Raw genomic sequence first — 21,447 nt, forward strand, 5'->3', positions numbered from 1 at the left:
CACTTATTCGTAATCAAAGACCTGCCGATGATCGACAGGTCTTCGAGGTAATCATGTTATTTAAAATAAGTTGGATATTTGATCTTTAGCTCTTCTTTTTCATAACGGACTCTGCTTAAATGCTCACCCATGACCTTTTCGGCGCGATCCGGATCTTTCTCACGAATGGCCTGAATAATCGCTTGATGTTGTTCCAGAATGAGCCTCCAGTCTTCGTCATCCGCAAGACGCAGAATTCGAACCCGGTTGTAATGTACATTCATCTGCTCCAGCATGCTCCACGTATGGGGTTTACCGCAGCCCACAATAATGGTCCTATGAAACTCTTCATCCAATTCGAAAAAACGTTCATAGTTTTTCTCTTCTACGCATAACTGCTGAAGGGAATGAAGATGCTGCAATTGCATGATCTGCTCGGTTTTCAGATCTTGACAAGCCCTTCGCACAATTTCCCTTTCCATCGTTTCACGCACAAATCTAGCTTCTTCCACAAGACTAAGATCAATCAGTGAAATATAAGTCCCCTTCTGAGGAACGGTTTCAATTAAATCCTCCTGGGCCAACAGCACCAATGCTTCTCGAATGGGAGTTTTGCTTACTTGAAGCATCTCGATAACTTCCTTCTCCGAAATGAGACGGCCCGGTTCAAGCTTTAACTCCATAATATTGTTCTTCAGCGTATTGTACACGTGATCCCGAATCAGTAAACCTTTGTTATCACGCGAAGAAACGGGAAGTTTCATGTCCACAGTATAGCACTCCTCCTGAGCCCTCTAATATGATTAGTATACCAGATAAGCAAAACACTTGAAAGGAGCAACTTCTCCTTATCCCTTTTTCAATACTAGTTTTCGTACTTTTGCGCGGCGACTCGCAGCTGCTCAAACGCTTCTTTCGGTGTAATTTTACCAAAGCTCAATTGATCCCTAACCAGTGGCCAATCCCTATCGACATAATTAATCCAACCGTTCGGGCCCGGACTGTAAGCTTGTCCGTTCTCTAAGGTTGCATGGAACATACTCAAACCAGCCTTATCGGTTTCGCTCATATATGTTTCAATGGACGCAGCAACATCACTATTGACAGGCAGTCCCCGCACAGTCTTTAATATAGCTCCCGCTTCCGGATCATTGATAAACCAGTCAATGAACCTTTTAGCCTCTTCGGGGTATTTGCTGTTAGAGGAAACTCCGAAGAACATGGAGGGCTTGAGCCAGCCGCCGGCTTGCTGCGACCGAGGCATGGTGACAAGCGCATATGCACCTCTTTTTAAGCTGTCCCAGCCACCCAAATTGTTCGAAAATGACATTCTCATGATGATTTTCCCTGCCACCATCAAATCCAGATTCGGATCAAACTCCTTATCGGAGAGATTGATTTCCGGAGGCGGAACAATGCCTTCCTTACGCATCTGCTCGAATGTTTGGGTCCACGTCAGAAATGTACGCTCGTCAATATTAAACTTGCCGTCGTCTGTCATTACCTTTCCCTTACCTCTACTGAATTGAAAAGCAGAATAGGCAAAGTAATCTCCGGCAAAATCTTTTGTAAAATATACCCCTTGGGGCAGCTTGTTCTTTGATTCCTTCGCCATAATGAAGAAGTCATCCCATGTCCATCCGTTCTTCGGCGCTTCCATACCCAGCTTCTCCAGAGCTGAACGGTCATAAATCATTCCATAAGCAACAGAGCCTAATGGCACTGCGTAGGTCATCCCCTTGTACTGCCCGGAAGACATAAGCTTCAGATCCACTTTGGATATATTTACGCTGGGTTCCAACGGAAGCAATTGCTGCCGGCTTGCCCAATCGGAGATCCACCCTGCATCGAGTTGTACAATATCCGGCGGATTTTTCGCTAGAGCTTGGGTATTGATCTTATCTAAGTACCCTTCCAGACCGGAGTATTCGGGTTCAAAGGTAATATTCGGAAATTTCTGCGTATATAAATGCAAAACAGACATGGTTGCCTCATGCCGTTCTTGGGAGCCCCACCATGCAATTCTCAATTTGACTTTACTTTCCCCCTTTGGAAGCTGATCTTTCGCTTGGTCTTTTGTATGAAGGCACGAAGTAAGCAGCGTTCCAAGAAGGATGCCCGCTAATAGAAGTAATTGAGAGCGTTTCCATGTGACCATAAGTCTCTCCCCAAAATGATAAGTTGATAATAATCAACTTCGCATCAAGAATATACATGATACAGTGATTAAAATTGATAACATAATTCGAACCTTTGGCGTATTTCTAATATAACATACTTTGCAGCCTCCGTCCTTCAGACTTACTTTAGGGACAACCCATCCTTTTGTTAATTTCCCTAAGAAATAGGGAACTGCAGGGCGCTATTCGGGCTGTGCTGGCTATTTTCTGGTTCCTGGGGAACTACAGGATCTTATTTGCCCCAATCAACCTTCATACCGGCTAAAATCGGCAAATAGCGGAACGGAGTTCCCTTTGATTGGCCAATAGAAATGGCTGCCTGCAGGGCAAATAACGGACTATTGTTCCCACTAATACCATCAGCTCCTATCTGGCCTAATGCGTCAGCCCCTTTGAAGTTAAACTTGTTCTTTTGCAGAATAAAAAAGAGCCTGTCATCATGACAGACCCATCAAAAATTCATTCTATTTTATTATGCCTCTTATTCCTGAAAAGTCAGCTTCGCTTGTGCGGCTTCAGCATATTCCTTATACCGCTGTGCCACTTTCCCTTCGGCGGCATCCCCTTGATGGATAAATAGCCTGTGTTTCATTGCCAGGACATCACCGCTGCTCAGCACCTTCCCACCGCAGAAATGGAAGTTGGCTGGAGTGAAGGGACCGTAGTCGCGAACAAACCACTGGGAAGCGTAAGTGTCATTCTCCGGGTGAGAGAACATGGCAATGCCCATTTCCGCATATTCCTTGACGGGGGTCCCGCTTTCACGGTTCATACTGCGAAACAGTTTACCGCTATAATCTACCCACTCAGTGACCGATCCAAAAATTTCAGATTCCCCTACTTTCCCGTTGGCAGCTGAAATGACTCCTGTATGATGACCATTGATTTGCTCGTTAACGCGAAGGAAAGGGAATCCGCCTTCCTTTGTATCGCCGAACTTAACATCGCCGTTAACAGCATGCAGCTCTGTTGATAGATCTACATATCTTGACTCGGGAGGCAGATTGTAAATTCGAATACTGCGAGTCTCCTGCAGCAGCAAATTACCGTGCTCATCCTGCCAATTGATTAACGTTGTTATTTGACCAAAGACCGGGCCACTGGACATCACCATAAATTCCTTATGCACTTGGCGCCCCTCACCACGAAACTCATGATAGAGCTTATGTCCGTTTACATCGTCGTGGCCCCACCAAAGACCGTGATGATGCAGGTGATCATCCGGCGCATCTTGAATAAGCGTTTTGCCGTGAGGCCCAATCAAAGGATAATAGTAAGGCTTCCCTACCTGTGGTGAATATAAGTACCGGGTAAACAGCTTGCCTTCTATGCTTACAACGACCCTGCTGTTCTCCTCCTGATGATCTACATATACCCCCGGGAGTTCATGCCAAGGATTATATTGCCGGTCTTTGGGAACTGCTTGACTTTTTGGCTTCTTTATAAGGGAGAATACCGACTCTGTTGGCAAATGGGCTTCCTTTAAAAGGACATAGAGCGCGCGCTCTTGTTTTACTTCCCATGGTGTCGCAGAAATATCATGCCGATTAAGCTGGCAAGCAAACTCAATGTTGTTAGCCTCATTTACTGCTAGAATATCTGCATCTCCGGCCCATGTTTCAATCCTCGTAAAGGTTTCATCATCCAAATCTACTTTCAAAACGGTTGGGAACGTCGTAACCGAATGATCCAAAGTAACGGAGAACTTGTTTTTTGACTCTATCGTCATGCTTCTCAGCTCCTTATTTTTTCTCGCCACCGACTGTAATCTCATTAGAGCTAAAACCGACAACCGAGTTTTTCTTATCATAAAAACGTGGAGCGTTCGACATAATACCTTCGCGAGTATAGAATGGGCTATCCGACTTAAGCGGAAGTCTTACTGATGTGCCCGTGCTGGCAGACTGATAGATGGCCGTAATGAGCTCCAGTGTTTTTCTGCCTTCTTGGCTCGAGACCAATACGTCCGTCGTGCCGTTCTCAATAGCCTTCATAACGTTGTCAATCTGACCCTTATGTCCCGTGTAAAGCAGTGCGGGAACCTGACTCGCAACAGCATCGATCGCTTGTTCTAGCTCTGAATTGGCCTGAGGGAAGCCGTTCTCTTTGGATACGGAAGCAGTCACCTTCCACGGCATCGACACACGCGCTTTCTCCCCTTGGAAGATCAGCTGCTGTTCCTGACCGTGATTCACAACAGAGCTGGTAATTTGAGCCAAGGCTCTTGGATAGGACAGGATCGCTATCGACAAATCCTCGACTTCCGCATTATCATGTGAGGTATTGCTCATGACAGCTGTAACCTGATCCGGCATGCCCATCATCCATTGAAACATATCAATATGATGTACGGCATGATTCAGTGTGCAGCCGCCACCTTCTTTTTCCCAAGTGCCTCTCCACCAGAGATCGTAGTATACATATCCTCTCCACCAGAACGAGTCTACTTGAGCGTGAACAATTTTACCTGCCAATCCGGAGTCCAATACGCTCTTTAGTTTCATGACCGAATCACCGAAACGGTTCTGGCTAACGACCGAAAGTATTTTGCCGGTAGCCTCGGCTGCCTCGTTCATCCGATCACATTCTTCCAGCGAAGAAGCCATCGGCTTCTCGACGATCACATGCTTGCCGGCATTAAGCGCATAGACGGTAATATCAGCATGCGTATAAGGCGGTGTGCATACGGAAACCAGATCAATATCATCCCGTGACAGCATTTCGCGATAATCGCTAAAAATCAAGCAATCCAGATTATGTTTCTGTTTGAATTGCTCAGCTTTATCGGTATAAATATCGCTCAATGCGACTATTTGACAGCGTTCCCCCAAAGTTTGATAAGCTTCAATATGGGCAGCCGAAATAGCACCTATTCCAATAACAGCAACACGAATCATGAATTTCCGTCTCCTTCGCAAATGTAATTTTGAGATTGCCGTGTACATAGTAAATTCGGTTCCCCAATAACAGGGAACCGAGTAATCCGTTAAATGAAGTTACTTTTGATTCTTGTAGAACTCCTCGTAAGCTTTCTTCTTTTCTTCTTTAACCGCTGTACCGCCCATATCCATATAAGCTTTTACTTGATCGCCGTAAACTTTATCGAAATCAGCTGGTTTAGCCGTAACGATTTTCGTTAACATTTCTTTTTCTTTATCCTTCAAAATAGTTGCATACTTCACTTCAGCCTGAATTGGCGTATCGACACGAGGTAGTGTGTAAGCATCATTAGATCCGGCTTGGATACTCTTCACTGTGAAGTCTTTAAAGTTCGGATCCGTTGCGTTTGCCTCGATATTTTTTTGCGGCTCATCCGGGCTGACATATTTACCGTTTAAGATAATGGCATAGTCGTAGTAGTTATAAAGAATTTGTTTAGCTTCTGGCGTATCCATGTTAATAGGTACACCATTGCTGTCCAATTTATAGGAGACGCCTTCCTTCCCGTTTTGAAGCGCAAGGATATTTTTCGGCTCAGACATCCAGTTCAAATATTTCACTGCCGCCTCAACATTCGGGCTTGATTTTGGAACCATCAGATACGCGCCGTATGCCGGGTATTTCGGTTTCGGATGTTTGCCGTCTTTCGTTGAAAACGGATCAATCGCTACAAGTTCTGCTGTCGGATTGTTCTTCTTCATATTTGAGTAATAGCCGTTATAAACCGGTTCATTGGTATTAGGCGTTGCAGCACCTGCAAGCCCGTTCACCATTTGCTGGGCGAAGGCTTGGCTAAAATCGGAAGCAAGCGCAAAATCTTTATCAATCAAACCTTCATTGTACATTTGATTTAAAAACTTAAGCCCCTCTTTATTTCCAGGCTGCTCCCAGTTAGGGGTGGCGTATAGATCTGCCGGCGTAATTTTGCTCCAATCCCAGAAAGATTGAATCAATGGCTGCATATGAAAAATATCGATATACGAATAAGGAATTACTTTTCCGCCTGTATTTCCTGGGTCTTTTTCTTTGAACGCCCTCATGGTTTGCAGGAATTGGTCAGTCGTCGTCGGCGCCGGCATATTCAGCTTATCCAGCCAATCCTTGCGGATAAATGTTGTTGTCTGGGACTGAATGACCCGAAGTGCAGGAATGGCATACTGTTTGCCGTTGAACATGCCATCCGGTAATGAAGGGGCAAGCACCTTTTTCAATTGAGGACCATATTTATCGATAACCGGCCCCAAATCCGCCAAGCCTCCGCTTTGCGCGTAGTTCTGAACCGTCGGCTTGTCATAGGTATAAACAATATCCGGAGAGGAGTTAGAAGCCATCAAAACATTCAGCTTTTTGACTTCCTCAGAACGCGGTACCGTTACGAATTTGACAGTAATATTGTTCGGTTTACCGAAATTTTCTTGAATGTATTGCGTCATAAAGTTGTCGGTGATCGGAGGAGCTCCGGCAGGGGTATTGCTTCTATCAAAAAGCTCAACTGTCAGCGTAATGGGTTTGGAACTCTGGGCTGGAGTTGCTGCGTTGCTGGCTGCAGGAGAACCGCTGCTATCGTTTGCACCGCTGGAAGAGCTGCTGCTGCAGGCTGTTAATACTAGGCAGGACGCCATGGCTACTGTCAATGTAGTATGCACTGATTTATGAATTGTTTTCCGCATTGTGTTGCCTCCCTTTAACTTGACTATTTGTATAGAACCTTCGGTTGGCAGTTTGTTGACCGCCGAAGTGTAACTATCAACCTTTGACGGCACCGACAAGCATACCGGAAATGAAATAACGCTGCAGCCATGGGTATACAAGCAGGATCGGCACCGTTGAGAACATGATGCTGGCTGCCTGCAAACTTAGAGGAATCGGCGTCGAGGAATTGAAGCCCTCTTGAGCGGAAGCGTCGTTCACTTGGCTGTTGATTACCATTTCGTAGAGCTTCAATTGAATAGGGTACAGATGCTGATCATTGACATAAAATAAGGCATCCTGGAACATGTTCCATCGATCCACTGCAGAGTAAAGTCCGATCGTCGCCAATATCGGCAGCGAAAGCGGCAGTACAATTTTCAGCAAAAATCTAAAGTGCCCGCACCCGTCCATCCATGCAGAATCTTCCAGTTCAGCCGGAAGTTGTGAAAAATTCGTTTTCAGGATAATCAGGAGAAATGCATTGATCAAAATAGGTACAACTAAGGAAAATACCGTATTTAACATGCCCAGCTGTTTGATCAGGAGATAATGCGGAATAATTCCCGGATTGAAAAACATCGTAATAATAATAAGCAAGAAGAAAATATGCTTTCCTTTAAAATCCCGTCTGCTTAATGGATATGCAGCCATGACTGTTACGGCCATAGTGACAAGCGTGTATCCGGCAACGAGCAGGATCGTAAACAGCAGTGAACGCAGCATGGAGAGGTCACCAAGAACGGAATGGTAAGCACCCCAAGTCCATTCAACAGGCCAAAGAGTCACTTCACCGGACATAATCGGTCTGTTTCCGCTCAACGACAAAGCGAACATATGGATCATCGGCACAACACAAAACAAACAGAAAACACCGATCACAACGATAATAACAGCGTCTATCATTTTATTCGCAGGATTTCGATACATATATTCCCCCCCTAGAAAATCCCCTGATTATTTACTCTTCTCGATATAAACTCAGCTGACAAGAGTAAAATGAGGCCAACAACCGACTGGAACAAGCCTACTGCAGTAGCAAGAGCAAACCTCGCTGATTGGATTCCAACCGTATATACGTAAGTACTGATAACTTCAGATACATCCTTGACATACCCATTCTGCAGAACATATGGCTGTTCAAAGCTGATATTCGCCATGTTGCCGATCTGCAAAATGAACAGAACAATGATCGTTGGCTTGATGCCCGGCAATGTTATATGCCAGATCTTCCGCATACGGGTGGCACCGTCCACTTCGGCAGCTTCATATAATTCCTTATTAATTCCTGTAAGCGCTGCTAAGTACAGAATCGTTCCCCAGCCTGCATGGTGCCACAAGCCTGTTCCGACATAGGTAGAGATCCAGTAAATCGGTTTTTCCAAAAACGGAATCGGCTGGCCGCCAATCGCCTTAATCATTTCATTAATCGTACCGTTGTTGGTGGAAAGCAATTCAATGGCCATACCGCCCACAATTACCCAGGAAATAAAATGAGGTAAGTACATTAACGTTTGACTCACTCGTTTGAACCAGCTAATACGTATTTCATTCAACATGACTGCCAAAATAATGGGAACTGGGAACGTAAGCAGCCCCAAAATATTTAAGACCAGCGTATTGCGGAACGCCGTATAGAATTGTGGCAGCGAAAAGACCTCTTTGAAGACATCTAATCCTACCCAATCACTGCCCCATACACCTTTGAAGATATTATAGTCCTTAAAAGCAACCGCAACTCCCGCCATCGGAATGTACTTAAAAATAACGAAGTAAGCCATCGGTAAAATCATCAGGACATATAACTGCCATTGGCGTCGAAAGAAAGACATTCGATTTCGTTTGACTACCGCCGAGGATGTGGTCCGGCTAATTTCAATCTGCATAAGCGTCCATCCTTTCAATGAAAATTAGGTATGCTGAAAAATATATCAAAATTGAAACGCTTACATAATGTTGACTATCGATTGTTATTAGGTCATTTAGTCAAATTAGCAGCATCTTCAAGTATTGATTACGTCTTCATTGTTGTTGAAACATCTACACTTGATTGGCTTTTCTTTCTGTAGGTGCCTTAAGTACCACTATGCCGAATTTGGTCTGCGATCCCGATGACTACTTGAACTTACTAATACCACTAATCTTATTGATCTAATTAGTCTAACTAGTAATACTAGTCTTCCGATGACTTCATTATAATTCAGCCTTGTAACCGATTGCAATACTTTTTTTTCAAAATATCCCATCAAAGAAAGACAGCCCTTCATCATTCAAATGCGACTCTGCAAGAATTTTAGAAATTTACACAAAACGAGGAGAAAACACAGAACAATGAGAAAACACAAAAAAGCGCCGAGACTTTCTCGACACTTTGTGATGATGCTGTTCTCCATTTGAGAGCAGCGGGAGGATTCAATTAGCTTTGTGTGTTAGGCAGGCTCAGGAGACCGGGAGCAGCAATAGAAGCGGCGTATTTTCTGTAAATGATGGTGCGCTCCTATCGGCTCTGCTGCGCCAATGCTTTTTTGCCCGCTTCCAAGGCAGCGATAATCCGATCCACATCATAAACGCTCCCTGCCCAGGTTCCTCCGCTGACAGACTGTAAAGCAGCCCATAAACGAGTATCGTCAGGGAGTCTTTCGTCTGGAGCGAGTTCCGGGTGCGGATCGCGGTCAGCAAGCACACGGGCTCCTTCTTCGGGGGTCAGCACTTCGTCGCTATCGCCCAGAAAATGGATCGTACCCTCCAACCGGTTCCGATCGACGATGATGTCGATTGTGTCCCCGTCCCGCAGCTTGCCAATCGGACCGCCAGCCAGCGCTTCAGGTCCAACATGACCGATGCAGGCGCCTGTGGATACTCCCGAAAACCGTGCATCCGTAATCAGGGATACATATTTGCCGAACGGCAGATGCTTTAGCGCCGAGGTTAGTTGATAGGTCTCTTCCATCCCCGTCCCCGAAGGTCCGCGTCCCATTAACACCATCACATCTCCGGCTTGAATGCCGTTGTTCTTGATGGCCGAGATGGCCGCTTTCTCCGAGGTAAACACCTTGGCTTTGCCCCGATGGCGGTAAACCCCGTCCTCTCCAACTGTTGTCGGGTCAATCGCCGTCGATTTAATGACCGATCCTTCCGGAGCCAAGTTCCCCATTGGAAACGTCACCGTTGAAGTTAATCCTCTTTCTTTGGCACGTTCCGGTTGCATGATAACGTTGTCCGCGTCAATGCCGTCCATTTCCATCAACAGATTTCTCATCCGTACACGGCGCTCGCTCGACTCCCACCAATCCAGTACGGTTCCCAGCGTTTCACCCGTTACTGTCAATGCATGTTCTTTTAGTACCCCCAAACGCCGGAGATGCAGCATCACTTCCGGCACCCCTCCTGCCAGAAACACTCTCACAGTCGGATGATATTCCGGACCATTGGGTAAAACGCTGACTAGTCTCGGGACGTCTTTATTGACACGAATCCAGTCTTGAACGGTCGGAACAGGCAGTCCTGCCGCATGGGCGAAGGCAGGGATATGTAGCAGCAAATTCGTCGATCCTCCGAAGGCTGCATGAACAACCATGGCATTATGGATAGACGCTTCAGTCAAAATATCCTTCATTCGGATACCCTTTTCCTCCAGCGTCATCATAGCGCGTGCCGACTGCCTTGCCATCTCTTCCCATACGGGTTGCCCGGATGGCGCAAGCGCAGCGTGAGGCACCGTCATGCCCATAGCTTCTGCAATAACTTGCGAAGTAGCAGCAGTGCCAAGAAACTGGCAGCCTCCCCCTGGCGTGGCACAAGCCCGGCAGCCTAGGTCGGCAGCAGCCTCCAGGCTAATCTCACCACTCGCATACCTTGCGCCTATGGTTTGGATCTTCCCAGCATCCTCCCCCTCCGTAGGGGGTAACGTCACTCCTCCGGGCACAATGACGCAAGGCAGCTCGTGCATCCCGGCCAGCGCGATCATCATGGCGGGCAATCCCTTGTCGCAGGTTGCCACACCGAGCACGCCTTTGCGTGTTGGCAAGGAGCGGATTAAGCGCCGAAAAACGATCGCTGCATCGTTGCGGTAAGGAAGAGAGTCAAACATCCCTTCTGTGCCTTGGGACCTGCCATCGCAAGGATCGCTCACATAACCGGCAAAAGGAACCCCTCCGCTTTCTGTAATCACCTCTGCCGCAGCCTGTGTCAGCAGTCCAACCTCCCAGTGACCGGTGTGATAACCAAGGGCGACAGGACTGCCATCTTCCTTGCGTATGCCTCCTTGCGTACTTAACAAAAGATACTGTTTGCCCTTCAGGCGAGATGGTTTCCATCCCATCCCTACATTTTGAGTAAGACCGAACAACTCACCGCTAGGGGCATGCAATAACATTTCTTTTGTTAGGGGCAGTGAGCCTTTGGGGCCCTGTGCATGCGTGTGGATCTTATACAAATCGTTATTTTCTTCTGTCATAATCGATTTTATTTGCTCTGTCATCAAACTTCACCCTTCCGAATCAGGTTTCCTAGCCCAAGAGATCCGCTTACGCCTTGAGAAATACTGTTTTTATCGAGGTGAAAAATTCAATGGCAGCCTGACCTTGCTCACGTGAATGTGAACTGGACTGCTTCATACCGCCGAACGGAGCCTGCAGCTCCACCCCGGCCGTCTCGGAATTAATTCTTACCAGACCGGCGTCCATATCTTGAATAAACGAAAGAATATGGCTTATGCTTTGCGTGTAAATGGAAGCACTCAGACCATAGTCCGAATCATTCGCCAATTGAATCGCTTCTTCCATGGTTTCGGCCTGAATCAGCGCGAGAACTGGGCCGAATATTTCTTCCCGGGCAATCGTCATGTCCGGTGTTACTTTGTCGAACACAGTAGGCTGAATATAGAAGCCTTCGGCGAGATCCGGGTGGTCCGGAGATGCACCGCCGAACAACAGCTCGGCTCCCTCCTCGATCCCTTTTTGAATGTAGGATTGCACGGTTTGCAGTTGATTTTCATTCGCACAAGGTCCGAGCCATGTACCGGCATCCAAACCGTGACCCACGGTTAAACCTTTTAATTTGCTCAAAAGCTTTTCTTTAAAAGATTCATAAACATCGCGCAGCACAATAACACGGCTTGTTGCTGTACATTTCTGTCCCGTCGACCGGATTCCACCGCTGATCGTTGCGTCAACCGCCAAATCCAAATCCGCATCCGCAGCGATAATAATAGGATTTTTCCCGCCCATCTCAAGCTGGTATTTCGCCCCTCTGGCTAGTGCCGCCTGACCAACCCGTTTGCCGACTGCGTTGGAGCCGGTAAATGTAATTCCGTTAACGTCCGGATGCTCGGCAAGACCTTGCCCGATAACAGATCCGCTGCCGGTCACCATATTCAGTACACCCGCAGGAAGTCCTGCTTCAGCGATGCACTCTACGACTTTGGCAGCCGTCACGGCCGTCTCCTGAGCAGGCTTCAGCACAACCGTGTTGCCATAGATTAAGGCTGGCGCCATCTTCCATATCGGAATCGCGACTGGAAAATTCCAAGGCGAAATAACGCCGACAACCCCAAGAGGCACACGGGTCGTAAACATCAGTGCTTCGCTGTCCGTAGAGGGGATGACATCACCGATCTTCCTCATCCCTTCACCGGCATAGTAACGCAGGATCGCAATTCCTCTTGCAGTTTCTCCCTTTGCTTCCGCCAGTGTTTTGCCCATTTCACGTGTCATTGTCTCCGCAATTTCATCAATGCGTCTTTCAAGTGCATTGGCCGCTTTGAACAAGTAGTCGCCTCTTACCGAACCGGACAGCTTTCTCCAACCTTGCTGCGCCGCTTTGGCGGACGCAACGGCTTGGTTCAACTCCTCCAAAGACGACGACTGCACATAGCCCACGACTTCACTTCTTTTGGCAGGGTTTATGCTGGGAACGGTTTGGCCCGAGCCGGCCGGACGCCATTCACCGTTCAAATAATTCAAATACGTTTGCCCTCCAACAAATCCAACTGGCATTTTTATTCCTCCTAATAAGTATGATTATTTAAAAAGTACAGTTTAGTTTCCTGCGCCTACAACATGATTGACAAGTTTCCCAATCCCGGTAATCTCAATTTCAATCCTGTCTCCGTGAGCAAGCGTAAACTCGTTAGGCGGTACAATACACGTTCCCGTCAGAAGCACAGTTCCGTCAAACAATTCATTATCCCGGATCAAATACTCGGTCAATTCCTCAAGCTTTCGTTTTAGCTGATTGGTATTGGCCGTTCCCTCAACTGCTTTTTCCCCTTCACGATAGATCCGGCTTGTAATCTGCAAATTGTAAGGGTTGTCTACCGTTTCCGCTAAGCGGATCGCGGGTCCCAAAGAGCAGGAACGCTTCCATACTTTAGCCTGAGGCAGGTAGAGCGGATTCTCGCCTTCAATATCCCGGCAGCTCATATCGTTACCGATCGTGTACCCTACGATTTCCCCTTTGGCATTCAGAACAAGCCCTAGTTCAGGTTCTGGCACCTGCCACACGGAATCGCTTCGGAGTTGTACCTCGCCACCGGGGCCAACCGTTCGTGCAGCCGTTGATTTGAAAAAAATCTCCGGACGGACAGCATCATATACTTTATCGTAAAATGTCGAGGCATCGAGTCTGCCTTCGGTCGCTTCATAATTCCGCGCATCCCGGCTACGCTCATAGGTAACCCCAGCTGCCCACACCTCCGGCGCTTCAATCGGAACAAGAAGCTCAAGCTCCTCTACCTGACCTTTAAACGCTTCGCTGCCATCAATCGTATTGAAAACCAACGCAAGCGGTGAAATCGCTTTGGCGTCAGCCTCTTTGACCAAAGCCAAAAAATCGCTTTGAGGCAATGCGAAAATTTGACCGCTGTCAGTCACTGCCGCTAGCTGTGCAAAACCGTCATTTACAAAACGAATAATTCTCATTTTCGTTCACTCCTTTGAATTTGTTTTATAATATAAAACAGCGTTCTAAAATAACGGTGTAAAAAATGCCTGGACTCGACATGCTTTACAAAACTTGCCGAAACCCCAGGGTCTGAGAAATCGTTTCCGCTTCTTTCTTAAGAAGGGCAATATACTGCTTCAACAATAGATCATCTACCGCTGAAATTAACGTTGAAAGACTAATTGCTGCTACAACTGAACCATTATGTTCGAAAATAGGCGCCGCAGCGCATCGAACACCCGGTTCGTTTTCCTGATTGTCTATCGAATAACCTTGCTCTCTTACTTGATTCAGCTCGTGAAGAAATGCCTCTTTCTCCGTAATCGTCGCTTCTGTGATCTTAGAGAACTGGTAATTCCGCAGGAGCGAATCTCTTTCTTCGTTCGTTCTAAAGGCTGTCAGAACTTTTCCTACCGCGCTGCTATGAAGTGAAATTCTGCGGCCTATCCGGGAATAACGGATAGCAGCCTTTTCCCCCTCCACCTTATCCAAATACACGCCTTCCTTCCCATCAAGTATGACGAGATGGGTAGTTTGACCCGTTTGTTCAGATAAAGCAGCCAAGTGCTTACGGGCAACAGTGCGGATGTCCAGGCTTTGCAGCATAAGCTGTCCCTTTTCCAACAGTTTTAACCCTAACTTGTACTTGCCTGATTCCATGTCCTGATTGATGTAACCGTGTAACTGAAGCGTTTTCAATAAGGAGTGGACCGTGCTCTTGTGAAGCTCCATTCTAGCGCTGATTTCTGTAATTTTCAGCTCGGTCGTATGCTCGTCGAATAAATCCAAAATTTTCAGTGCTCTATCCAGCGCTTGAATAATAGGCATGGTATCACCTCTATCTACAATTTCATAATAATCTTAAAAGACTGTACAAGCAAGCTGAATCTTCGTTTAAGACTTTCATTGAGGAACAATCCAAAGAACATTTACTTTTCAACGTTTGCTTCGAACCGTTTTTCCTGATACCGCTGATAAAACCAAATAGAAACGGCTAACCAACTCCCGCTAGCTAAGAAACCACCAAGAACATCACTTGGGTAATGCACGCCCAAATAAATTCGGCTGACTCCTATTGCAACGATCATAACGATGCTTACCAAAATTAACAGTCCCCGGCCAAGGGAGGTTGCAATATGCCGCCAAACCAAAAACGCGACAACCCCGTATAAACTAAAAGCAGCCATGGAATGCCCGCTGGGAAAACTAAAACCATTTGCATCTACGATACGATGTATCATTGGTCGGGCGCGATGAAAGATCAGTTTTAACGATTCGTTTAAAATTACCGATCCGATGACGACCCAGATAAATAGTATCAATTCTCTTCGATGATGCAAAACCTTGTACAGAAAAAATATCAAGATAATCGTCACAACAACTACCGGAAATCCTCCCCCAATGAAAGTGAAAAATTTCATGATGCTTGTCAGAGCCGGAGATTCTAACCCTTGAACAAAGGAAATGATGCCGCTGTCGAATTGATCCAGCTTTTTATCGCTTATCAAAAGCGCTAGCACTCCAAAGCAAATTGCGCTCAAAAGACTTATCAATAAAGCGCGCGTAAGTTGCATTTTCAAATTCATTTTCTTAAATCCCCTCTTTTGATTCTTGTAACTTCTAGCGCATACGTCCGCGTGCATGATGCCTTGACATAACCTCAACTTCATAGTAAATTTATAACTCATCTGCATATCGGAAGAATGCTGTTCATAACATTTAGTAATTAAATACTTGCTGTATTTTGGAGGAGCCTGTCACCAAGGGCTCCTTTTGGTCTTTTTTTGCCATGCCGAGCCCTTGATGGGCTCTTTTTTTATGCAGAGAAAGGATAAGGTTGCTACTTCCGAAATTGGATAAACTATCACAAATAAGTTGTAGGAGGAATTATGGAACAACAAGCAATTTTAGCAATTGGCATCTTTCTAGTGACATACAGCATGATTATTGCCGAGAAGTTTCATCGTACGATTATCGCCATGCTCGGCGGCGTCTCCATGGTCATCCTAGGCATTGTTAATCAAGAGGCGGCTTTGCACCATATTGATTTTAACACCTTGGGACTTCTGATAGGCATGATGATCATTGTAAGCATAACAGCAGATACAGGGCTATTCAAATATATAGCATTATTTTCTGCCAAAAAAGCGAAAGGCGACCCTGTCCGCATTTTGATATCACTCGTACTCATCACCGCGGTTGGTTCAGCCTTCCTGGACAACGTTACAACCGTACTTTTGATGGTGCCGGTTACGATTAGCATCACACGGCAGCTGCGTGTTAACCCGGTGCCTTTTCTAATCACACAAATTCTCGCATCCAATATCGGTGGCACGGCTACTTTAATTGGGGATCCGCCAAATATCATGATCGGCAGCGCAGTTAAAGAATTAACGTTTATGTCATTCATCAATAACCTTACTCCCATTGTCGTCATTATTATGGCCTGTATACTACCGATTTTCGTTCTCCTGTTTCGCAAACAAGTTACGACCACACCTGAATTAAAAATGAGCATCATGCAAATGAATGAAAAAGACGCACTTACTGACCGTACTTTGCTAATCAAAAGCGTTTCCGTACTCGGGCTTACAATCATTGGCTTCTTCTTGCATCAAATGCTTCATCTGGAATCAGCAACCGTCGCCTTAGCAGGTGCCTTTCTCTTGCTCCTTCTGACCGGTGAACACGCGATGGAAAACGCCTTTACTAAGGTGGAGTGGACCACGATCTTCTTTTTTGTCGGGCTCTTTGTGCTAGTTTCAGGCCTAGTAGAGACCGGAGTCATCTCTAGACTAGCCGCACAAGCCATTGCGCTGACGGGCGGCAATCCAATCGCGACATCAATGTTGATTCTGTGGCTCAGTGCGATCGCATCCGCCTTTTTGGACAATATTCCTTTTGTCGCAACAATGATTCCAATGATACAGGAAATGGGGAATATGGGAGTAGAGAACTTAGAACCATTATGGTGGAGTCTTGCGCTAGGTGCATGCCTGGGTGGAAATGGCACATTAATTGGGGCGAGCGCCAATTTAATCGTTGCAGGAATGTCAGCTAAGGAAGGCCATCCGATCAAATTTGTTACTTTTATGAAATATGGCTTCCCTCTCATGCTGATTTCCGTTGTCTTAGCCAATATTTACATTTATGTCCGATACTTCATTTAACGCTTAGGGAATCACTACCTATGATGAACAAAAGTCCCCGTAATTATTTTTCATAATTACGGGGTATGCTACGGGCCATATCAGAATGTTGCTGAATTTGTTTATTTGGTTAACTTCCCTTTCCAGGACATAATCCCGCCCTGCAAATGAGATAATTCATTAAAACCATTCTTCTTTAGAATTTTTGCAGCTTGTTTGCTCCTCATTCCACTCCGGCAATATAGATAAACACGATCATTTTTTTGAATTTCGCCGACTCTGTGTTTCATTTGGGATAAAGGTATATTGACCGCCCCTGGGATGTAGCCTTGTTTTACTTCGCCGGGTTCACGTACATCGATCAGAATATGATTGCTATTCCCCTTGATTTCATCCTGAAATTGATCTGGCGACAGATTGTTTAAGCCTTTTATACTTGCAAACCTGGAATAAATAAACCAGGCTAAAAAAGCTAGCGCCACGATTTTTAAAATGGATGGATAATCCATATCCTACCCTCTTTCCTGATTCTCTTAACGGCTTTTTACTAACAACTCAACAGCCTGTTTGACCATTTTGCTCGAATCTCTCCCAGCTTCCATCTCTTCTAGGATACACTGCTCCAAATTAACCGCAACAATGTAGGCAATCGCTTTATCCGCGGCACTTCTGACAGCAGAAATTTGGCTGACAACATCCTTGCAATCTTGTTCTTCTTCCATCATTTTTAAGACGCCACGGATTTGGCCTTCGACACGCTTTAGTCTCTTTTTTACATCATCATCGTATTTCATACTCTGCCTTCCTTTCATACTACCTATATAGGTATATTATTGCTGATGTGACTAAGGAAAACAATAAGGTAGGACAGAAGAATGAATGGTCAGATAAATAGATTGACTTTAGCATCAGCGGCATCACCCAAATATGCAGCAACACCTGCATATTGAATACCATCAAGCAGTTCTTTCTCTTGCAAACCCAACAAGTCCATCGTCATCGTACATGCAACCAGCTTAACGCCTTGCTCTTGAGCTAACTCAATTAATTGAGGCAGCGACAAAGCATTATGCTTCTTCATGACATGTTTAATCATTTTGGGACCCATACCACCAAAATTCATTTTCGAAATCCCCAGTTTCTCAGGTCCGCGAGGCATCATTTTTCCAAACATTTTTTCCAGGAATCCCTTTTTCGCCGCAATCTTTTCATCTTTACGAAGGACGTTTAGCCCCCAAAAGGTAAAGAAGATCGTGACTTCATGATCATAGGCGGCAGCTCCGTTGGCGATAATAAATGCAGCAATGGCTTTATCCAGTTCACCGCTAAAAAGAACAATCGTCGTTTTCTCTTTGTTGTCTCCCATGCTTCTCTTACCCCTTTTTTACCGTAAATGTGAAAACCCCATCTTCTTCTTTGGCATCCATAAGCTCATGCTTTGTTTGTTTGACCCATGCCTGAAAATCCTTCATCGACCCTTTGTCCGTTGTTTGCAATTCCATAATCTGTCCTGACTCCAATGCATCGATCCCCTTTTTTGCTTTAACAATCGGCATTGGACAGGCCAACCCTTTGGCGTCAACAATCAAATGTGCCATTTTAAACTCCTCCTTATCGTTCGAAAAATCAGTTAATCCTTCTCTACGTCATGATCCCACTGTGACATACCGGGCGTTACATTCTTAATCTTTTTAAAACCTCGCTCGGTGAGCATTTGACAGGCCAAATCACTACGGACTCCGCTCCGGCATACAACGTAATATTCATTGTTCGCGTCTAGCTGAGGCATCTTTTCTTCAAGTTCTCCTAATGGGAGCGATATAGCCCCGGGGATACGTCCGAAAGCATATTCTGCCGGCTCTCTTACATCAAGGATGTTGAGTTTCTCTCCGGCAATTACCCGAGCTTGTATCTCAGCATTCGCAGCGGTATGAGGAAATCTCATCTCCGCTTTGGTTCCAGCAGCTTCCGCTTTGCGAATGAAATGCCGATATACGCTGTTCTCTTCTTTTAGCCCTACGTATTGATGGCCGGTACGGCTTGCCCAGCCTTTTAGATCGGCCACGGAGCCTTTATCCGTAGCACGAATTTCTAATACTTCGCCAGGATTCATATCCTCAATTGCCTTTTTGGTACGAACCACAGGAAGCGGACAAGCAAGTCCTTCACACTCCAGCGTGCGATCTGCGTGCCATTGCCAAGCAGTCATAAGTAATTACCTCCGTCTTATTTATATTGGAATTAATTATTTCCCGTATGCCAGTTCTCCCGACCATTGGGACATGCCGCCAGACATATTTGTAACGTTATAACCCATCGAAGACAAATAATCGCAAGCCACTCCACTGCGATTGCCGCTGCGGCAAACAATGATCGTTTCTTGTTTGGGCGCTATTTCATTAAGAACTCGAGCGATCTGGCCCAAAGGAATATGCTTAGCACCGGGGATATGTCCGGATTCCCATTCGTCTTGCTCGCGAACATCAAGGATCGTTACGTTCTTTTCCTTTTGGATTAGCTCTAGAACTTCCTGTGGCAATACCTCTTTATAAATTTTGTTAGACACTGTGATTCCTCCCTATCCTTAATTGGTTTTATCATCATGAACAGCACAACGGTTAGGCCCAATTTCCATTTCACGCTGCTCTTCCATTGTCGGACTTATTCGCCCCATGTTCGTTTGGCGTATTTCCTGATAGGCATTTGGCTGCGGCGGCAAATTCTCAGTAACGGTACGTCTGAATTCAGATTTGCCATGAATGTTTAAACCTGGATTCTCCTTATACAAATCGCCAAGACGTGCAGCTACTTGCCCTCTGTCACCTAATTCCTTAACGTTACCAAAGTGGGCGGGTAGCACAATTAAATCGTCAGATAGCTGCTTATATCGGTCATACAATGTCGTTCTTAGGTCTGTAACCCAGTCTTCTGCTTTCCCAGCCAAATCAGGGCGGCCTATGGACTTCACGAATAAAATATCCCCGGAAAGCAGATATTGATGATCAATAATAAGAGATGTGCTTCCTATCGTGTGACCCGGAGAATAGATGGGCTGGATGTTGATGGATGTATGGCCAACAACTAAAGAGCTGCCTTCTTCAAGCTTCTCATAGTGGAACATGACTTCTGTTGCGTCCTTGGGCGGTAGCCAGTAGGAGCCCCCCGTTTTCTCAGCTAATTGCCGGCCACCTGAGATATGATCGGCATGAAGGTGCGTATCCATGGTATGTTTGATGACGGCTTGATTTTCTTTGGCAAAATTCTCATACACATCAGTAGTTCGAACCGCATCAATAACGGCAGCTTCACCATTAGATATGACCATATAAGACAGACAACCTTTGCCTAACCGTACAAATTGATACAGCGTGCCACCGCCGTTCAAGTCGGCAATTTTCACAGGCTCTAGATGCTCACTCCAAGATTTCATACCGCCAATCAAATAAGAAACATTGGACTTGCCGCCTTCGATCAACTGCTCAGCAACAAAAATGGATGAGCCCTCTTTGGCGCAAACCACCACAACTTCTTGGTCATCCGGTATTTGATCAAGGATGACATCTACGCCATCCAGAAGGTCAAAATACGGCGCATTGAGAATAGTGACTTTCTCGCCTTCAATTTTCCAGTCGTTGAAGTCATTTTCATTACGAACATCTAGAATAAAAATGGGTGTATGGTTCAAGACCTTTTTAGCTAAATTAGCGGCATTCATGCCGTGTAACTGTTTTTCACTCATGTATATTTCCCTCCAAAGGTACAAGGTCAGATCATGCTAAAGTAAAATAGACATCCAAATTTTAATGGCCGTTGCCGTTATCAATACAGCCAAAATCCACTGAAGAATCTTTGTGTTCAGTTTTTTACTTAGCTTGGCTCCTAAAGGTGATGCAATCGTACTTGCAATAACTAGCGCAATAGATGGAACCAGAAGCATATGCCCCCCAAGCAGCTTGCCTGTGGTAGAGCCAATGGAGGATATAAACGTTATAGCCAGTGAAGATGCGATAGCAACCCTTGTTGGGATCTTAAGAACTACAAGCATCACCGGCACTGTTATAAATGCACCCGCCGCGCCTACAATCCCTGAAACGGTCCCGATTATCAAAGCTAAAATAACCGCTAAGGGTTTTTTAAATGTAACTTCAGTTACATCGCGGACATCTTTTCCTCGCTTCGGCATGAATATCATCATCGCAGCAATGAGCGCCAATATCGCATATACGAGATTGATAACTGAACTTGATAATGTATTGGATACAAAGCTCCCCACAAAGCTGCCAACGATGATTGAAGTCCCCATGTAAAACACTAGAGCTTTATTTAAAAGTCCCTCTTTTCGAAAAACGAGCATCCCCATTAAACTTGCAAAAAAAACCTGAATGGCACTAATTGCGGACACTTCCTGTGCGGTAAAAGCAGTAAACCCAAGCGCTGCTGGTAGAAATAACAACATCGGATAGTTAATAATGGAACCGCCGATTCCCACCATTCCCGAAATAAAAGAGCCTAAGAATCCAATAGTGAAAATAGTTAAGATCCATGCTAAATCCATAAGGCACGGCCTT

Annotated in this window: 21 protein-coding genes; 1 reads left to right on the top strand and 20 read right to left on the bottom strand. The window is 45.6% G+C overall.

From position 1 onward, the window contains the following. Positions 1-56: 56 nt before the first annotated feature. The 12 genes from J2Z65_RS28715 to J2Z65_RS28770 all read right to left on the bottom strand — a co-directional run bounded on the left by J2Z65_RS28715 (position 57) and on the right by J2Z65_RS28770 (position 15,316). Positions 57-743, bottom strand: a complete 687-nt coding sequence (locus J2Z65_RS28715) for a GntR family transcriptional regulator (protein WP_167066918.1) — start codon at positions 741-743, stop codon at positions 57-59. 101 nt (positions 744-844) lie between these two features. Beyond that, a complete protein-coding gene (locus J2Z65_RS28720; RefSeq protein WP_167066830.1) occupies positions 845-2,137 on the bottom strand; it encodes an ABC transporter substrate-binding protein in 1,293 nt (430 codons plus the stop codon). A 503-nt stretch (positions 2,138-2,640) separates the two neighbouring features. Further along, complete coding sequence (locus tag J2Z65_RS28725) at positions 2,641-3,888, bottom strand: DUF6807 domain-containing protein (protein ID WP_167066833.1); 1,248 nt, start codon at positions 3,886-3,888, stop codon at positions 2,641-2,643. Between the two features lie 13 nt (positions 3,889-3,901). Then, on the bottom strand, positions 3,902-5,056 hold the full coding sequence (locus J2Z65_RS28730) for a Gfo/Idh/MocA family protein (protein WP_167066836.1): 1,155 nt from the start codon (positions 5,054-5,056) through the stop codon (positions 3,902-3,904). A gap of 99 nt (positions 5,057-5,155) precedes the next feature. Next, positions 5,156-6,769 carry an extracellular solute-binding protein gene (locus tag J2Z65_RS28735; protein ID WP_167066839.1) on the bottom strand — a complete coding sequence of 538 codons (1,614 nt, stop codon included), beginning with the start codon at positions 6,767-6,769 and terminating at the stop codon, positions 5,156-5,158. Positions 6,770-6,845: 76 nt separating this feature from the next. Next, positions 6,846-7,718: a carbohydrate ABC transporter permease gene (locus J2Z65_RS28740; protein ID WP_167066843.1), complete on the bottom strand. Its 873-nt coding sequence runs from the start codon at positions 7,716-7,718 to the stop codon at positions 6,846-6,848. A gap of 11 nt (positions 7,719-7,729) precedes the next feature. After that, a complete protein-coding gene (locus J2Z65_RS28745) occupies positions 7,730-8,674 on the bottom strand; it encodes an ABC transporter permease (RefSeq protein ID WP_167066846.1) in 945 nt (314 codons plus the stop codon). 611 nt (positions 8,675-9,285) lie between these two features. Beyond that, positions 9,286-11,268 carry a YjhG/YagF family D-xylonate dehydratase gene (locus tag J2Z65_RS28750; protein ID WP_167066849.1) on the bottom strand — a complete coding sequence of 661 codons (1,983 nt, stop codon included), beginning with the start codon at positions 11,266-11,268 and terminating at the stop codon, positions 9,286-9,288. A gap of 46 nt (positions 11,269-11,314) precedes the next feature. Continuing rightward, positions 11,315-12,784 (bottom strand): alpha-ketoglutaric semialdehyde dehydrogenase GucD, encoded by a 1,470-nt coding sequence (gene gucD, locus J2Z65_RS28755; protein WP_167066852.1) that lies wholly within the window; start codon positions 12,782-12,784, stop codon positions 11,315-11,317. A gap of 42 nt (positions 12,785-12,826) precedes the next feature. Then, a complete protein-coding gene (locus tag J2Z65_RS28760; protein WP_167066855.1) occupies positions 12,827-13,708 on the bottom strand; it encodes a fumarylacetoacetate hydrolase family protein in 882 nt (293 codons plus the stop codon). Between the two features lie 85 nt (positions 13,709-13,793). Then, positions 13,794-14,558, bottom strand: a complete 765-nt coding sequence (locus tag J2Z65_RS28765) for an IclR family transcriptional regulator (protein ID WP_167066858.1) — start codon at positions 14,556-14,558, stop codon at positions 13,794-13,796. A gap of 101 nt (positions 14,559-14,659) precedes the next feature. After that, positions 14,660-15,316, bottom strand: a complete 657-nt coding sequence (locus J2Z65_RS28770) for a phosphatase PAP2 family protein (RefSeq protein WP_167066860.1) — start codon at positions 15,314-15,316, stop codon at positions 14,660-14,662. A 303-nt stretch (positions 15,317-15,619) separates the two neighbouring features. Here J2Z65_RS28770 and J2Z65_RS28775 point away from each other — a divergent pair, with 303 nt between their 5' ends. Beyond that, entirely contained in the window at positions 15,620-16,900 is a 1,281-nt protein-coding gene (locus tag J2Z65_RS28775; protein ID WP_167066863.1) for an ArsB/NhaD family transporter, read from the top strand. A 101-nt stretch (positions 16,901-17,001) separates the two neighbouring features. Here J2Z65_RS28775 and J2Z65_RS28780 read toward each other — a convergent pair whose 3' ends face one another. The 8 genes from J2Z65_RS28780 to J2Z65_RS28815 all read right to left on the bottom strand — a co-directional run bounded on the left by J2Z65_RS28780 (position 17,002) and on the right by J2Z65_RS28815 (position 21,434). Continuing rightward, positions 17,002-17,388 carry a rhodanese-like domain-containing protein gene (locus tag J2Z65_RS28780; protein ID WP_167066866.1) on the bottom strand — a complete coding sequence of 129 codons (387 nt, stop codon included), beginning with the start codon at positions 17,386-17,388 and terminating at the stop codon, positions 17,002-17,004. 24 nt (positions 17,389-17,412) lie between these two features. Then, positions 17,413-17,673, bottom strand: a complete 261-nt coding sequence (locus J2Z65_RS28785) for a metal-sensitive transcriptional regulator (RefSeq protein WP_145667279.1) — start codon at positions 17,671-17,673, stop codon at positions 17,413-17,415. Between the two features lie 89 nt (positions 17,674-17,762). After that, positions 17,763-18,245, bottom strand: coding sequence for a DsrE/DsrF/DrsH-like family protein (locus tag J2Z65_RS28790; protein WP_167066869.1), 483 nt, complete (start codon positions 18,243-18,245; stop codon positions 17,763-17,765). Between the two features lie 7 nt (positions 18,246-18,252). Further along, positions 18,253-18,477, bottom strand: a complete 225-nt coding sequence (locus J2Z65_RS28795) for a sulfurtransferase TusA family protein (protein ID WP_167066872.1) — start codon at positions 18,475-18,477, stop codon at positions 18,253-18,255. A gap of 32 nt (positions 18,478-18,509) precedes the next feature. Continuing rightward, positions 18,510-19,088, bottom strand: coding sequence for a sulfurtransferase TusA family protein (locus tag J2Z65_RS28800; RefSeq protein ID WP_167066875.1), 579 nt, complete (start codon positions 19,086-19,088; stop codon positions 18,510-18,512). Positions 19,089-19,124: 36 nt separating this feature from the next. Beyond that, positions 19,125-19,445 carry a rhodanese-like domain-containing protein gene (locus J2Z65_RS28805; protein ID WP_338111798.1) on the bottom strand — a complete coding sequence of 107 codons (321 nt, stop codon included), beginning with the start codon at positions 19,443-19,445 and terminating at the stop codon, positions 19,125-19,127. 18 nt (positions 19,446-19,463) lie between these two features. Continuing rightward, positions 19,464-20,618, bottom strand: coding sequence for an MBL fold metallo-hydrolase (locus J2Z65_RS28810; RefSeq protein ID WP_167066878.1), 1,155 nt, complete (start codon positions 20,616-20,618; stop codon positions 19,464-19,466). Between the two features lie 36 nt (positions 20,619-20,654). After that, positions 20,655-21,434 (bottom strand): sulfite exporter TauE/SafE family protein, encoded by a 780-nt coding sequence (locus tag J2Z65_RS28815; protein WP_167066881.1) that lies wholly within the window; start codon positions 21,432-21,434, stop codon positions 20,655-20,657. Between the last annotated feature and the right edge of the window lie 13 nt (positions 21,435-21,447).

The sequence above is a fragment of the Paenibacillus aceris genome, assembly GCF_017874035.1.
Taxonomy (GTDB): Bacteria; Bacillota; Bacilli; order Paenibacillales; family NBRC-103111; genus Paenibacillus_E; species Paenibacillus_E aceris.